The organism is Streptomyces sp. NPDC017095 (genome assembly GCF_044332325.1).
Lineage (GTDB): Bacteria > Actinomycetota > Actinomycetes > Streptomycetales > Streptomycetaceae > Streptomyces.
Map to the genome: position 1 here is coordinate 22,147 of NZ_JBIROU010000020.1, position 13,328 is coordinate 35,474.

A 13,328-nucleotide genomic window follows, 5' to 3' on the forward strand; every position below is an offset into this window, starting at 1 on the left:
CCCTGGGACGCGACCCCGGCGCGCATCGTAGCGGCCAGAGGTGACGCCCATACCTCACCAGGGTTCACCCATGGCACGGGCAAGCGAACACAAGATCACCCTCACCCGCCACTGGCCACACGGCTCAACGGCCACCTCACTGCTCGTCATCGCAGCAGACCAACCAGCCTGAACCCGCCCGGCGGTGCGCCCTGTACCCGGCCACCGCCATCGACTTCACCGTCGTCTACATCGCCCACCCGGCCGGATGAGGTCCCTGGACCTGAGAAACTCTCCGCAGATATACACTCGGAGTATATCTGCGGTGTACAGTCCTCGCATGAGTGTTCCTCTCACCCTGTTGGGGCTGCTGGAGCGGGAGCCGAGCCATGGCTACGACCTCAAGCGCGACTACGACGCCTTCTTCAACCGCGGCAAGCCGCTGCCGTATGGGCAGGTCTATACGACTCTGGGCCGGTTGGCACGGGACGGGAAGGTCGTCGCCGGGGAAGCGGAGCCCGGGGTCGGCCCCGAGCGCAAGCGCTATGTGATCACCGAGGCGGGGGCGACGGAGTTCGAGACCTGGCTCACCGAGCCGGTGGCACCCGAACCCAATCTGCAGACCGTGCTGTTCACCAAGGTGGTTCTGGCCCTGATGCTCGGCCGCGACGCCCAGCAGTATCTCGACACCCAGCGGGCCGCCCACCTGCAGCGGATGCACGAGCTGACGAAGCTGCGCCGCACCGGCCCGATCATCGACGCCCTCCTCGCCGACCACGGCCTGTTCCACCTGGAGGCCGACCTGCGCTGGATCGAGCTGACCACGGCCCGGATGGATACGCTCGCAGCGGCGGTGCGCGCATGAGCGCCCTCATCGAGGCCCGCGACCTCACCCTCTCCTTCGGTGAGACCCCCGCCCTGCGCGGCGCCAGCCTGTCCGTCGAGGCCGGCGAGGTGTTCGCCGTGATGGGTCCGAGCGGCTCGGGCAAGTCCACCTTGCTGCACTGCCTGGCCGGCATCCTCACTCCCGACTCGGGTGAGGTGTACTTCGACGGACGCCGCATCGACACGCTGAACGAGGCCGAGCGCAGCGCCCTGCGCCTGGATACTTTCGGCTTCGTCTTCCAGTTCGGCCAGCTGGTACCGGAGTTGACCGCCGAGGAGAACGTCGCCCTGCCGCTGCTGTTCTCCGGCGCGCGGAGGGCGGCGGCGCTCGCCGAGGCCCGGCCCTGGTTCGCCCGGCTGGGTCTGGACGGCCTGGAGCGGCGGCGTTCCGGGGAGTTGTCGGGCGGTCAGGCGCAGCGGGTGGCGCTGGCCCGGGGTCTGGTGGCCCGGCCCAAGGTGCTGTTCGCCGACGAGCCGACCGGGGCGCTGGACTCGCTGACCGGCGAGCAGGTGATGGACCTGATGGTGGACGCGGCCCAGGAGGAGGGCACGACCATCGTCCTGGTGACCCACGAGCCCCGGATCGCCGCGCACGCCGACCGGGAGGCCATCGTCCGCGACGGCAAGGCCAACCTGCTGACGACCGGACGGATCGCCTCGTGATCGCCTTCGCGCTCCGTCTCGCGGTCAGCGGCGGCCGGGAGGCACTCGCCCGGCTGGCCATGATCGCCGCCGCGGTCGCCATCGGTGTCGGACTGCTGCTGTCGACCTTGGCCAGCATGAACGCCGTCGAGCGGACGAACCAGCGGCAGGTGTGGCTCGACACCGGCGCCGCGACCCGCACCGGGCAGACGTCGGCCCACCCGCTGTGGTGGTGGCCGCACGGCGACTACTACGACGGCAAGTCCCTCACGGAGGTCGACATCGCCGCGACCGGCCCGACCTCGCCCGTCCCGCCCGGCCTGACGCGCCTGCCGTCGCCCGGCGAGTACTACGCCTCACCCGCGCTGGCCAAGCTGATCCGCGACACCCCAGCCGACCAGCTGGGCGGCCGGTTCCCCGGGCGGCTCAGCGGCACGATCGGCGACGCCGCCCTGGCCTCCCCGGACTCACTGATCGCCGTCATCGGCCGTACCCCGGACCAGATCAAGGCCGCACCCGGGGCGAGGGCGGTCACCACCATCGCCCGCACCCGGCCACCCAGCTGTGACAACGCCTGCTGGGACAACGCGGTGGCCGGCGACGCGCTGACGCTCATCTCCTCCGTGGTGGCCGGCGCTCTGATCTTCCCGGTGCTGATCTTCATCGCCACCGCGACCCGGCTGTCCGCCGCCACGCGCGAACAGCGCTATGCGGCGATGCGGCTGGTCGGCGCCACTCCCCGGCAGGTGTCGGTGCTCTCGGCGGTGGAGTCCGCGCTGGCGGCGGTCCTCGGCACGGTGGCCGGCTTCGGGCTCTACGCCGCGCTGCGCCCGCTGGTGGCTACCATTCCGCTCACCGGGCAGCAGCGGTTCTTCCTCTCGGATCTGACGCTCAGCGCCCCGCAAGCCCTCGGCGTCGTCGTCGGCGTGCCGGTGGCAGCCGCGATCGCGGCGCGCCTCGCGCTGCGCCGGGTCGCTGTTTCCCCGCTCGGCGTGAGCCGCCGGGTGACTCCGCGCCCGCCGAGCGCCTGGCGGCTGATCCCGCTGCTGGCGGGCCTGGCCGAACTGGTGTACTTCGTCTTCGCCGGCCGTCCGGCGACCGGGAACGGCCAGACGGCGGCCTACCTCCCCGGCTTCCTGGCGGTGATGCTGGGCCTGGTCATCGCCGGACCGTGGCTGACCATGATCGTCGCCCGGGCGGTGGCCCGGCGCACCCGACGCCCGGCCGCCCTGATCGCGGTGCGGCGGCTCGCCGACGATCCGAAGGCCGGCTTCCGCGCGGTCAGCGGCCTTGTCCTGGCCCTGTTCGTGACCACCGCGACCGTCAGCATCATCGGCACCATCAACGACTACCGCGGCACGCTGGGCGGCGACCGGCAGACCCGGACCGTGGTGGAGGCCGGCAGCGACGGCCAGGCGCCGCTGGCCGGAGTCATCCCGGCACGGCTGCTCACCAAGGTGCGCACGCTCCCGGGCGTGCGGGGCGCGGCGGTCGTCCACGCCAACCCCGACGGCATCGGCAAGGCGGTGCACCGGAGCGTCCGACCGGGCGATCCGATCCTGACGGCGCCGGTACTGGTGACCTGCTCCGACCTGGCGCGGACTCCCATGGTAGGCCGCTGCCCGGCCGGTGCGAGCGTCGCGGCCGTCGACTCCTACGCGTTCGTCAGCCTGCGGTCTCACCCGAGCGTGCCGTGGCCCGCCGCCGCGATCGGCACCGCAGCCGTCGCCAAGCTGCCGGTGCAACTGCTCTACGTGGCCACCGACGGGTCGACAGCCGCCATGGAACGCGTACGGACCGTGCTCGCCATCGCCTACCCGCATCAACAGGTCCGCACGGTGGGCGACTGGGGCACCGGCTTGCAGCAAGAGCTGGCCGGTTGGCGGCAACTGGCCGACGTGGTACTGCTGACCACCCTGCCGATCGCGGGCTGCAGCCTGGCGGTGAGCGTGGTCGCGGGCCTGTCGGATCGCCGGCGCCCGTTCGCGCTGCTGCGGCTCACCGGCGCGCCACTACGGGCGCTGCAGCGGGTGATCGTACTGGAGAGCACTCTGCCGCTGCTGGCGGTGGCCGCGCTCTCGATCGGTACGGCCTTCGCCGCCTCGGCCCTGTTCCTGGAATCGCAGATGCGCTACGACCTGGTGTCGCCGGGCGTGGCCTACTACGCGCTCGTCGCCCTCGGCCTCGGCGCCTCACTGGGCATCATCGCCTCGACTCTCCCCCTGCTCAAACGCATCACCGGCCCACAGGCCGCCCGCAACGGCTGACACGCCCACTCCCGCTACGACCCCGGACATCCCTTCCCACCGGCGTCCGGGGCTGAGGGAACTCGTCGCACCTCGACAGCGGTCGTCTCCGCATCCACAGCCAGGAGCCCTGACGATGCGCATCTCCCCACACTGGCGACGTCGAGAACCAGACGCGAGCCCCTGACCGTGCCGTCCCCCACCCGGCGAGACGGGCTGCGCGCCCGGATTCCGTCCACGACACCCCTACTCGGGAGGATTCATGACCGTCACCGCGTCCACCAGCCGAAACCCGATGACGCGCCGTCGCATGCTCGGGGCAGCACTGACCGCTGGACTCGCGACGGCTGCGCCGCTCGGAGTCGCGTCCCGCGCGTGGGCGGCTCCGACCACCTCCAGCCCGGCGCAACTCACCCTGCCTGCGCCCACCGGGCCTCACCTGGTGGGCACGGTGCCGCTCCACCTCGTCGACACCTCACGCCCGGATCCCGTCACCGGTCCGGGGCATCACCGCGAGTTGATGGCCAGCGTGTGGTATCCCGCCCGCAGGACGGAGGACTTGCCGCACGCCCCCTGGATGGCCGACGGAGCGCTGCGGGCGTTCCTGACGGACGTCGGCTTCCCCATCGACCCCGCCCTCGGCCCGCTCACCGCCGGACGCATAGGCGCGCCCGTGCACCGTACGGGCGACCGCCTGCCCGTCATCTTGTACTCGCACGGCTCGGGCAGCCACCGCAGCGACCACACCATCATGGTCCAGGAACTCGCCAGCCACGGCTACGCCGTGGTCACCGTCGACCACACCTACGATACGTTCACCGAGTTCCCCGACGGCCGGGTGCTCACCCCGGGTGACGTCCCGATGTTCCCGAAGGACTACGCCGCGGACCTCCGGTTCCTGCTCGACTGCGTGGAGGAACTCGCCGCGGGCCGCAATCCCGACGTCGACGGCAAGCCACTGCCCCCCGGCCTGCTCGGCGCCCTCGATCCGCGGTGCATCGGCGCCTTCGGCTGGTCGAAGGGCGGCACCGCCACTGCGCTCACCATGCTCGCCGACCGGCGCGTCCGCGCCGGGCTCGGCATCGACGGCCCGATGCAGCCGACCATCACCGCCAACCTGGACCGGCCGTTCATGATGATGTCCGCCGTCTTCACCCGGGCCGCCATGCCGGACGTCGCCACGTTCTGGACACACCTTCGCGGCTGGCGGCTCGACATCCAGGCCGACGGAGCCATCCACCAGTCGTACGGCGACAACGCGACGCTCGTCCCACAGGCAGGCAGGATGCTCGGCATGACCGATCAGCAGGTCCAGGACATGATCGGCACCCTCGTCCCGGCCCGGTCGGTACGGATCCAACAGGCTTACCCGCTCGCCTTCTTCGACCTGCACCTGCGACACCGCCGAGGGCATCTGCTCGACGGCCCGAGCGCGGCCTTCCCGGAGGTGAGGTTCTTTCGAGGAGACACGCCCTGATCGCCGGGCGGGCGAGCGGAATGACGTTGCCCGGGGCAGGTTGGTCCTGGCTGCGAGGTCTCCGGAGGTGTTCGGCAGGGTCGTGTTGACGCCCTGAGCCGGGCAGACCCAGCCCACCCGGCAAGCGACACGGGACCGCTCAGGACGTGGGCGGGGAGCTCGTGGTGGCCGGGTGAGGGGTACTCCGGGGAGGAAGGTCGCCTGGGGTGCGTGCCGTTGCGCGGGTGGACGGTGACGTTGGCCGTCGTGCCGTAGACCTCGGCCAGGAGCTGGGGTGTGGTGTGGCCGGAACGGGATCCACGCCGGTCATGACCGGACGCCCGCCCGGCGGTACGCACCGCCGGGAATTGCCGGTCGCCGGGCACCAGCCGCCACGTATTCCGATGCATACCCGCAACGGCCAGTTTAGCGAAATCAGGTCACGGAATGGCTGAAAAACCGTGCAACAAATGCCAGTTGAGACGATCATTCATGCGCGAGTACGATCCCGTCGGACATGTGCCGTTGGCAGTCATCGACGGGACCGAACCAGCCTGTTGCCTTTCCACACAGGGAATCGAGGTTCCGGCGCGGCGCGCGAAAGAAGGAGCCCGCCGGTTCTCGTGGACACCAGATCAGGGGAGAATTCGTGTCTCATATGCGCAAGATCGTGGTCGCGGCTGCTGCGGCCACCTCCCTGACCCTTGTCACCGTCGGGGCGAACGCCTCCGCCGACACGGGCGCGGACAAGAAGACGGTCGCGAAGTCCGATCTCACGGACGGCATCACCGGCACCTGGTACAACCAGCTCGGCTCGACCTTCACGGTGACCGCGAACGCGGACGGCAGCCTCACCGGCACGTACGAGTCCACCGTCGGCAACGCCGAGAACCGCTACGTGGCGACCGGTCGCTATGACACCGCCCCGGTGGACGGCAGCGGTACGGCCCTCGGCTGGACCGTCTCCTGGCGCAACAGCTACCGCAACGCCCACTCCGCGACGACCTGGAGCGGCCAGTACTTCGGCGGCACCGCCGCACGGATCAACACCCAGTGGTTGCTCACCTCCGGCACCACCCCCGCCAACCAGTGGCAGTCGACGCTGGTCGGACATGACGAGTTCACCAAGACCAAACCGACCGCCGCCGCCAGCGCCGCCGCCCGCAAGGCCGGCGTGAATTCCGGGGTGCCCTCCCTGAAAAAGTGACGCACTGGGCCCTCCCGGGAGACGCGAGGGCGGCGCGCCGAACAATTCTTCTCCGGCACCCCGCTCTCGTACGCAGGTGAAAGGGTCTGCTCGGCGGCAGCACCTCTCCTATAGGCAGTGTTTTCAAAAAGCGCGCAGGCCCCGGTCGGCGAAGACGATCAGCCACGCGAAACTCTCGTCGATGTCGGCGCTCCACTGGAAGCCATTGGCCACCTGCAAGGTGGCGAAGCCGTGGAAGAGGCTGCGGAGGGTGCGCAGGGCGTGGTCCACGTCGGGCTCCGCGATCTCGTAGCCGCGCAGGATGGCGGTGAACGCGCCGAGCAGCCGCTGCCCCGCGGCGGCCAGCGGGTCGTCCGGGCCGGACGGTTCCTCGCCGATCGTCGCGGCGTACCGGCCGGGGTGTTGCAGGACGAAGGCGCGGAAGGCGCGGGCCGCGGCCTCCAGGGCGTCGCGGCCCGCGTACCCCTGGACCGCGCCGCCTACGGCGGCGGCGGCCTCGTTCAACGCCAGGGCCGCGATGCGCCGGTTGAGGTCTTCCTGACCGCTCACGTGCTTGTACAGGGACGGGGTGCGCACGCCGACCCGCTCGGCCAGCGACCCCATCGTCAGGTTGGCGAGGCCCACCTCGTCGGCGAGGGCGGCACCGGCCGCTACCACGGTCGCCCGGTCCAAGCCGGCCCTAGGCACGGGCGGCGGCCGATCGGAGGAAGGCGAGCATTAGCGAGACCACCTGATCGGGGAACTGGTCGTGCGGGTAGTGCCCAGCGCCCTCGATCATCTCAAGGCGGCCGAGGCCGGTCGGCAGGGCGTCGACGATTGCCGCCCCTTCGGCGTGAGGGTCGGCCCAGTCGGGGTCGAGCGTGCCCATCACGACCAGGACCGGGCAGCGGACGTTGCCGAGCTGCGCGCCGGCATCGGTCGGGGCGCTGTGGCCCATGCTCTGCAGGGCCTTCATCCGTCCCGGCTCGCGCAGCAGGGAGTCGATGCGATCGAGCTGCTCGGCCCAGTCGGCCGGCTTCACGCCGGGGTAGGCCACGTCGAGGTAAGAGCGCCACAGCGGCACACTGCCCAACAAGCCCGCGCCGAGCAGCCGCGTCATGCCCCGCCGGAAGCGCTTCACCCGCAGGTCACCGAGGCTGATCGACTGCTTGCGGGTGAACGGCGCCAGCTCGACGACCGCAGTGATCAGCGAGGGCTCCTGTGCCGCGGCGATGGTGGCGGCGCCGCCGGAGATCGAGTGGCCGACGAGCACGGCCGGGCCGCCCAAATGGCGGATCACGGCGAGCAGGTCGCCGGCGATCGCAGTACGGCTCCAGGCCGGCCAGCCGACGCTGGACTCACCGCAACCGCGCAGGTCGACCGCAGCGACCCGATGGCCCGCCGCCACCAGGGCCGGCATCACAGCACGGTACGCGGCGCGGCTGACGCCCATGCCGTGTGCGAGAACGATCAACGGGCCGGAACCCGTCACCTCGTAAGCGATCGTGCCGCCGTCGACGGCAAGGTACTCGGTCATGGCATCCCCCAAATCTGGCTAACTTCATTAGCTAGAAGCTAAATGGATTAGCCAAGGCTGTCAACACAGATCCCCACACGGCCAGGAGGAACGCCGAAGTGTTCTCTGAGACAGGCGAGTCCTCCGTCGGCCGCAGCGCCGCCGTCGCCAAGCACGGGGCGGCGTGGACGGGCGAAGCGGCACCGGCGCAGTGCGCCCGCACGCCCCCGCGGGCACGCGTCTCGTCCTCCGGCCCGGGTAGGTATGGGTCTTCCGGCTACGGTCGCGCCCGCCCTGCGACCGTCGCGTCGACAGATGCGGAAGGCGCCATCGCGCCGACGGTGACAAGCGCCTGTACGACCGGGCGCCGCGCGGTTGCTGTCCTGCGCCACGCCGGTACCACCGATCGTCGCTCCTTCTCGTGACCCGAAAGGAATCGACCGTGTTGATGTCGAAGGCCGACAGGCCGCCCACGGTGCCGGGTGCCCGGCCGCTGGACGGGCGCCTTCTGCCGCTGCTCACCGATCCGTTGGCCCTGCTGGCCGCGCTGCCGCACAAGGACGATGCTCGCCCGCCGGGCAGTGGGCGGTGACGTGACGGGGCTTCGCACAGCCGTCACCGACTTCGTCGACCACCAGACCGTTCTCCGCATGATCGTCCCCGGTCTGAACCGGCTGCCGACCGCACGCAATCGCCGCTACCGCAGCAGCGAGGCCAGGCTGCTGCGGTTCCTGGACGAGGAGATCGCTGCCTACCGCGAAGACGGAAGAGATCACGGCGACCTGATGTCCCTGTTCACCACATCCGCCGACGGCGACCCGCTCAGCGACCGGGAAGTGCGTGACACGGCCATGACCGTGCTCCTCGGCGGCGTGACGGCCGTGGCCGTCGGCCACGTCGGTCCCGGAGGTGACGGCCGGGCTTCCCCTCACGCAGGGCGTGATCGCCGAGGTCCTGCGGCGGCGTTCTCCCAGCTGGATCTTTCCCCGCGTGGCCACCAGGGACACCGTCATCGGCACCCGGCACATCCCGGCCGGCGCGCAGTTGCTGCTGAGCCCCTACGTGCTGCACCACCGTCCCGATCTGTTCCCCGCGCCGGAGAACTTCGATCCCCACCGCTGGGACGGGCGCGACCCGCACCGTACCGAGGGGTGGCTGCCCTTCGGGGCGGGGGCGTCCAAGTGCATCGGCTACGAGCTCGCCTTCATGGACCTGCCCCTGTCCCTCGCCCTCATCGTCCGGTGCTGGCGTCTGGAGCCCGGCCCCGTGCGTCCGCGGCCCCGGCTGCACCTGGAACCCCACGGCCTCACCCTGCGCCTGACCGAGCGGAAGACGGGCTGATCCGCGAGCGCAGCATGCATGGCACCGGGCTTGCAGGGTTGCCCGCGCGCACCGACTGATCCTGCTGCTCATCCGAGAGGAAGAATTCATGCCCTTCTCACCAGCGTTTCGTGTTGCGGATGGGACTGCCGGTGTACCGTCAGAGCCAGCTGTCATGGTTCCGAAGTACCGGTCGCCCGTGAGCGTGTACACGGGCGACTCTGCTGTTCAGAGTCTCTGAGGGCCAGGGCGATCACCTCCGGCTCCCGCGCGGCGCGGGAACCGACTTCCAGTCCCCTTGGAGGGTAAATGGCCAGCGGAACCGTCAAGTGGTTCAACTCGGAAAAGGGCTTCGGCTTCATCGAGCAGGACGGCGGCGGCCCCGACGTCTTCGCCCACTACTCCAACATCGCCAGCTCTGGCTTCCGTGAGCTCCAGGAAGGCCAGAAGGTGAACTTCGACGTCACCCAGGGCCAGAAGGGCCCCCAGGCGGAGAACATCACCCCCGCCTGAGCTTGCACCTGCACGGCACCCGCCCCGCGGCACCCGCTGGGCGGGTGCCGTGTGTCCGGCAGCCGACTTCTTCCGCTCCTGAACGGCTTCCAGCCACTCGGAAGGCGTCGGTACTCGTCCTGCCGACCCCGTCGGCACTCGCCTGGTTCGGTCCAGTACGCGCCGACGCATGCGCCCTGCCTGCACACGACGAGCGGATGGGGCACCCAGGGCACTCGGGTTGCCTTGCGCACCGGGCCGAACGGGTCCATCACCATCGAGCCGCTCTGAACGGTGGTGGACCGCCTGCGCGTCGCGTGCACGAAGCTGCTGGACGGTTGATCTGCGCGCTGGGCGACTCCTACGGATGGGTCGCGGCGGGCCGGGTCGTCGCCGCGCTCGGCGCCGCCTCGTACACGCCCCAGGCTTCCGCCGCCGCCGCGTCCCTGGTCTCCGAGGAGCGCAGGGGCCGGGCGCTGGGCATCGTCATCGGCGGCCTCACCCTGGCCACCGCGCTGGGCGTGCCGATCGGTACCTGGATCGGCGGCCTGGCGGGCTGGCGGGCTGGCGGGCCACGCTGTGGGCGGTCGCCGCGCTGGGCGCGGTCGGGCTGCTGGGCGTATCGATGCTGCCGAGGCTGGCGCCCGCAGGGAGGCACCCGCTGGCCGAACGGCTCTCGGATCTGCGCAACCCGGCCGTCCTGATCACCCTGACGGTCACCCTGCTCGCCGTCACCTCCGAGCATGTGGTCTACACGTACATCGGCCCGCTGCTCCACGATGCCACGCACGGCGGGCGGGCGCTGTCGGTGCCGCTGTTCGTCTTCGGCGTCGGCGCCGTCGCGGGCAACGCCATCGCCGGGATCGCCACCGACCGGCTGGGCAACCGGGTGGTGCTCCTGCTCGCCGTCGGCGGCACGGCGGTGGACCTGGCCCTGCTGCCCCTGTGGTCCGGGTCCCTGGCCGGCGCGGGCGTCGCGCTGTTCGTCTGGGGCGCCACGGGGTGGATGTACCTCGTGCCGCAGCAGCACCGGCTGCTTTCGCTCAGCGAGGCCAGCGGCCCCTTCACCGTGGCGCTCAACAGCTCCGCCCTGTACCTGGGCATCGCCATCGGCGGCGCGGTCGGCGGCCTCCTCGTCAACACCCGCGGCCCTGAGTGGACCGCCGTGCCCGCCTTCGTCCTCGCGGCCGTCGCCGTCGCCGTCGCGGCCCTCACCTACGGACGCCCCACCCCCACCGGACCGACGCGGGAGACACGCAGTGATCCCGCGAGGCAAGGAGTTTCCGACAACGAGTGACCGGCCTGCCGACGACCCCGTCGTCATCACCGGGATAGGCACCCTGCTGCCCGGTACCGGATCGGCCGCGGAATTCTGGCAGCACGTCTCGGGCGGGCGGTCCCAGATCGTGCCCCTCACCCGGTTCGACGGTCCCGCCGAGGGGCTGCCCGTGTACGCGGCGGCCGAGATACGCGACTTCGACCACACCGCCCGCCTGCCCGGCCTCGACCCCTCCCACGCGCGCAAGTACAGCCGGGAGATCCTGATCGCGATGTCCGCGCTCGTCCAGGCCCGCGACGACGCGGGCCTGGGTCAGGGCGACGTCGATCCCCGGCGGCTCAGCGTGATCTTCTCCTCGTCGCGCGGCCCGCTCTCCTGGTGGCAGCAGGTGCTGCGCGGCGAGGACCCGGCGGCGTACGAGGACAAGGGCGCCATGTTCCGCGGGCTGCCCGGCACCCCGGCCAGCCTGGCCGCCATCCACACCGGGGCGCAGGGCCTCGTCACGACCGTCAGCAATGCCTGCGTCGGCGGCCATCAGGCGATCGGCTTGGCCATGCGGGAGCTGCGGGCGGGCAGCAGCGACGCCGTCCTGGTCGGCGGCCACGAATTCCCCATCCTGCCCGAGGTGGCGCACTGCTACCGGGCGCTGGGCAGCGGTGTGCTCTCCGCGGAGTCCGAGGACCCGTCCCGCGCGGTGCGCCCTTACAGCACCGACCGCGAGGGGTTCGCCCTCGGCGAGGGCTCCGTGGTGCTGTGTCTGGAGCGGGAGTCGACCGCCCTGCGGCACGGGGCCCACGCCCGTGTCCTCGCTCACGCCTCGATGAACGAGGCCGACCACCCCACCACCATGAACCTGACCGGCAAGGTCACCGCCGGTCTGGTGGTGGAGGCCCTGGAGGAGGCCGGGCGCCGCCCGGACGAGGTGGACTACTTCTGCGCCCACGGGACCGCGACCCGCTACAACGACCTCGCCGAGAGCCGGGCCCTGCGTGCGCTGTACCCCGGACGCGGTCTCGGGGCGCTGCCCCCGATCAGCTCCAACAAGCCGATCTACGGGCACACCTTCGGCCTGGCCGGGATCATCAACGCGGCCTCCACCGCTTCGATGCTGCACCACCAGCGGCTGGCGCCGACCATCAATCTGACGACGCCCGACCCGGAGTGCGACCACGATCACGTGGCGGAGGGCGTCCGCGACACCTCGTTCGACCTCGCGGTGTCCATGTCGTTCGCCTTCGGGAGCCAGACGTCGGTGCTGGCGCTGGGGGCGGCGGCCTGAGATCCGCACGCCGGCCACCCCGGCGTACCCCGTGCGCGGGGCGTCCCGCCGATGGGGTACGCCGTCAGCCGGCACCCGTCAGATAGTCAGAGACCGCTACGTTCGCGGTGTCAGGTGCCCAGCGCCCGGTCGGGCTGGACCGTGCGCCAGGGCGGCCCCGTCGCACTGTGGGACGCCATCGAAGGCGCGCTCACCGCCTGGCAGGAGACCCAGCCACGCGGCGGTCGGCGTGGGCCGGCCAGGAGCGAGCGCGTACAGTTCGGCGAGCACGGCGGGGACGGTTCGTGGGCCAAGCGGTCGGATCGGCCGCCACCAGGCGCTGCAGCACGGTCGCGTAACCGGCGGCGCCCGAGACGCCGGCCGGAGAAGCCGCGGCGGCCAGCTCATGCAGGTCCTCCGGCCCGATGGCGGCTGAGCGGGTACGCCTGGAGACCGCCGGCGCACCGTGGGCGGGTCGTTTACGCGCTCGGTGGTCTCGTGCGCAAGCCTTCGAGGAGGGCGGTGAGGTAGCGGTGTGCGATGTCGACCCGGTCGGCAGGGGTGCCGCCGCGGACGCTCACGGCGTGGGCGATGCCGCACATGAGCGGGACGAGGTCGGCGGCGGCCAGGTCGGGGCGGATCACGTCGGCGTCGCGGGCCCGGGCGAGGAGGGTGGCGCCGGCCGTCGCCAGTGACTTCTTGAGTTCCGTGGTGCGCGGCAAGGCGTCCGTGGCCGCGGCGGCGACGGGGGGCAGGGCGGCGTCGGTGACCTGCGCCTCGACGGTGTGGAAGAGGAAGCCCGTCAGGCTGGCCCAGGGGTCGGCATCGGTCAGCGCCTGCCGGCCGTGGACGGCCAGGGCCTCCAGGCACGGCGCGGCGACGGTCTCCAGCAGCGCCTCGGGCGTGGCGAAGTGCCGGTAGACGGTGCCGACCCCGAGCCCTGCCCGGCGTGCGACGTCGTTGAGCTGCAACGGTGTGCCCTCGTCGACCAGGTCGCGGGCGACGGAGACGATCCGCTGCCAGTTGCGGGCCGCGTCCTTGCGTAGAGGCGTAGTCATGCGGCCATGCT

At 71.5% G+C, this 13,328-nt stretch carries 13 protein-coding genes and 1 pseudogene; 11 read left to right on the forward strand and 3 right to left on the reverse strand.

Translation table 11 applies throughout. The features are described from left to right. The first annotated feature begins 319 nt into the window (after positions 1-319). The 5 genes from ACH4OA_RS30380 to ACH4OA_RS30400 all read left to right on the forward strand — a co-directional run bounded on the left by ACH4OA_RS30380 (position 320) and on the right by ACH4OA_RS30400 (position 6,415). A complete protein-coding gene (locus ACH4OA_RS30380) occupies positions 320-844 on the forward strand; it encodes a PadR family transcriptional regulator (protein ID WP_397948750.1) in 525 nt (174 codons plus the stop codon). Next, complete coding sequence (locus ACH4OA_RS30385; protein WP_397948749.1) at positions 841-1,527, forward strand: ABC transporter ATP-binding protein; 687 nt, start codon at positions 841-843, stop codon at positions 1,525-1,527. Before ACH4OA_RS30380 ends, ACH4OA_RS30385 begins: the two co-directional genes overlap by 4 nt. Then, a complete protein-coding gene (locus tag ACH4OA_RS30390) occupies positions 1,524-3,773 on the forward strand; it encodes an FtsX-like permease family protein (RefSeq protein ID WP_397972438.1) in 2,250 nt (749 codons plus the stop codon). Before ACH4OA_RS30385 ends, ACH4OA_RS30390 begins: the two co-directional genes overlap by 4 nt. Positions 3,774-4,062: 289 nt before the next feature. Beyond that, a complete protein-coding gene (locus ACH4OA_RS30395; RefSeq protein ID WP_397972582.1) occupies positions 4,063-5,229 on the forward strand; it encodes an alpha/beta hydrolase family protein in 1,167 nt (388 codons plus the stop codon). Between the two features lie 637 nt (positions 5,230-5,866). Further along, positions 5,867-6,415, forward strand: a complete 549-nt coding sequence (locus ACH4OA_RS30400; RefSeq protein WP_397942795.1) for an avidin/streptavidin family protein — start codon at positions 5,867-5,869, stop codon at positions 6,413-6,415. 123 nt (positions 6,416-6,538) lie between these two features. Here the strand turns inward: ACH4OA_RS30400 and ACH4OA_RS30405 are convergent, their stop codons facing one another. Further along, positions 6,539-7,072, reverse strand: coding sequence for a TetR/AcrR family transcriptional regulator (locus tag ACH4OA_RS30405; protein WP_397972585.1), 534 nt, complete (start codon positions 7,070-7,072; stop codon positions 6,539-6,541). A 22-nt stretch (positions 7,073-7,094) separates the two neighbouring features. Then, on the reverse strand, positions 7,095-7,931 hold the full coding sequence (locus ACH4OA_RS30410) for an alpha/beta fold hydrolase (protein WP_397942754.1): 837 nt from the start codon (positions 7,929-7,931) through the stop codon (positions 7,095-7,097). Between the two features lie 421 nt (positions 7,932-8,352). Here ACH4OA_RS30410 and ACH4OA_RS30415 point away from each other — a divergent pair, with 421 nt between their 5' ends. The 6 genes and pseudogenes from ACH4OA_RS30415 to ACH4OA_RS30440 all read left to right on the forward strand — a co-directional run bounded on the left by ACH4OA_RS30415 (position 8,353) and on the right by ACH4OA_RS30440 (position 12,280). Beyond that, positions 8,353-8,502: a hypothetical protein gene (locus ACH4OA_RS30415; protein WP_397972440.1), complete on the forward strand. Its 150-nt coding sequence runs from the start codon at positions 8,353-8,355 to the stop codon at positions 8,500-8,502. A 317-nt stretch (positions 8,503-8,819) separates the two neighbouring features. Next, positions 8,820-9,251 carry a cytochrome P450 gene (locus tag ACH4OA_RS30420; RefSeq protein ID WP_397972443.1) on the forward strand — a complete coding sequence of 144 codons (432 nt, stop codon included), beginning with the start codon at positions 8,820-8,822 and terminating at the stop codon, positions 9,249-9,251. A 288-nt stretch (positions 9,252-9,539) separates the two neighbouring features. After that, a complete protein-coding gene (locus tag ACH4OA_RS30425) occupies positions 9,540-9,743 on the forward strand; it encodes a cold-shock protein (protein WP_010982331.1) in 204 nt (67 codons plus the stop codon). A gap of 197 nt (positions 9,744-9,940) precedes the next feature. Continuing rightward, positions 9,941-10,210, forward strand: a pseudogene (locus ACH4OA_RS30430) (hypothetical protein); the annotation flags it as partial. 68 nt (positions 10,211-10,278) lie between these two features. Beyond that, on the forward strand, positions 10,279-11,019 hold the full coding sequence (locus tag ACH4OA_RS30435; RefSeq protein WP_397972588.1) for an MFS transporter: 741 nt from the start codon (positions 10,279-10,281) through the stop codon (positions 11,017-11,019). After that, the gene (locus ACH4OA_RS30440; protein WP_397972446.1) at positions 10,982-12,280 is read left to right on the forward strand and encodes a beta-ketoacyl-[acyl-carrier-protein] synthase family protein; all 1,299 of its coding nucleotides are present in this window, start codon (positions 10,982-10,984) and stop codon (positions 12,278-12,280) included. The genes ACH4OA_RS30435 and ACH4OA_RS30440 overlap by 38 nt, the downstream gene beginning before the upstream one ends. A gap of 458 nt (positions 12,281-12,738) precedes the next feature. Here ACH4OA_RS30440 and ACH4OA_RS30445 read toward each other — a convergent pair whose 3' ends face one another. Then, positions 12,739-13,317, reverse strand: a complete 579-nt coding sequence (locus ACH4OA_RS30445) for a TetR/AcrR family transcriptional regulator (RefSeq protein WP_397948743.1) — start codon at positions 13,315-13,317, stop codon at positions 12,739-12,741. Between the last annotated feature and the right edge of the window lie 11 nt (positions 13,318-13,328).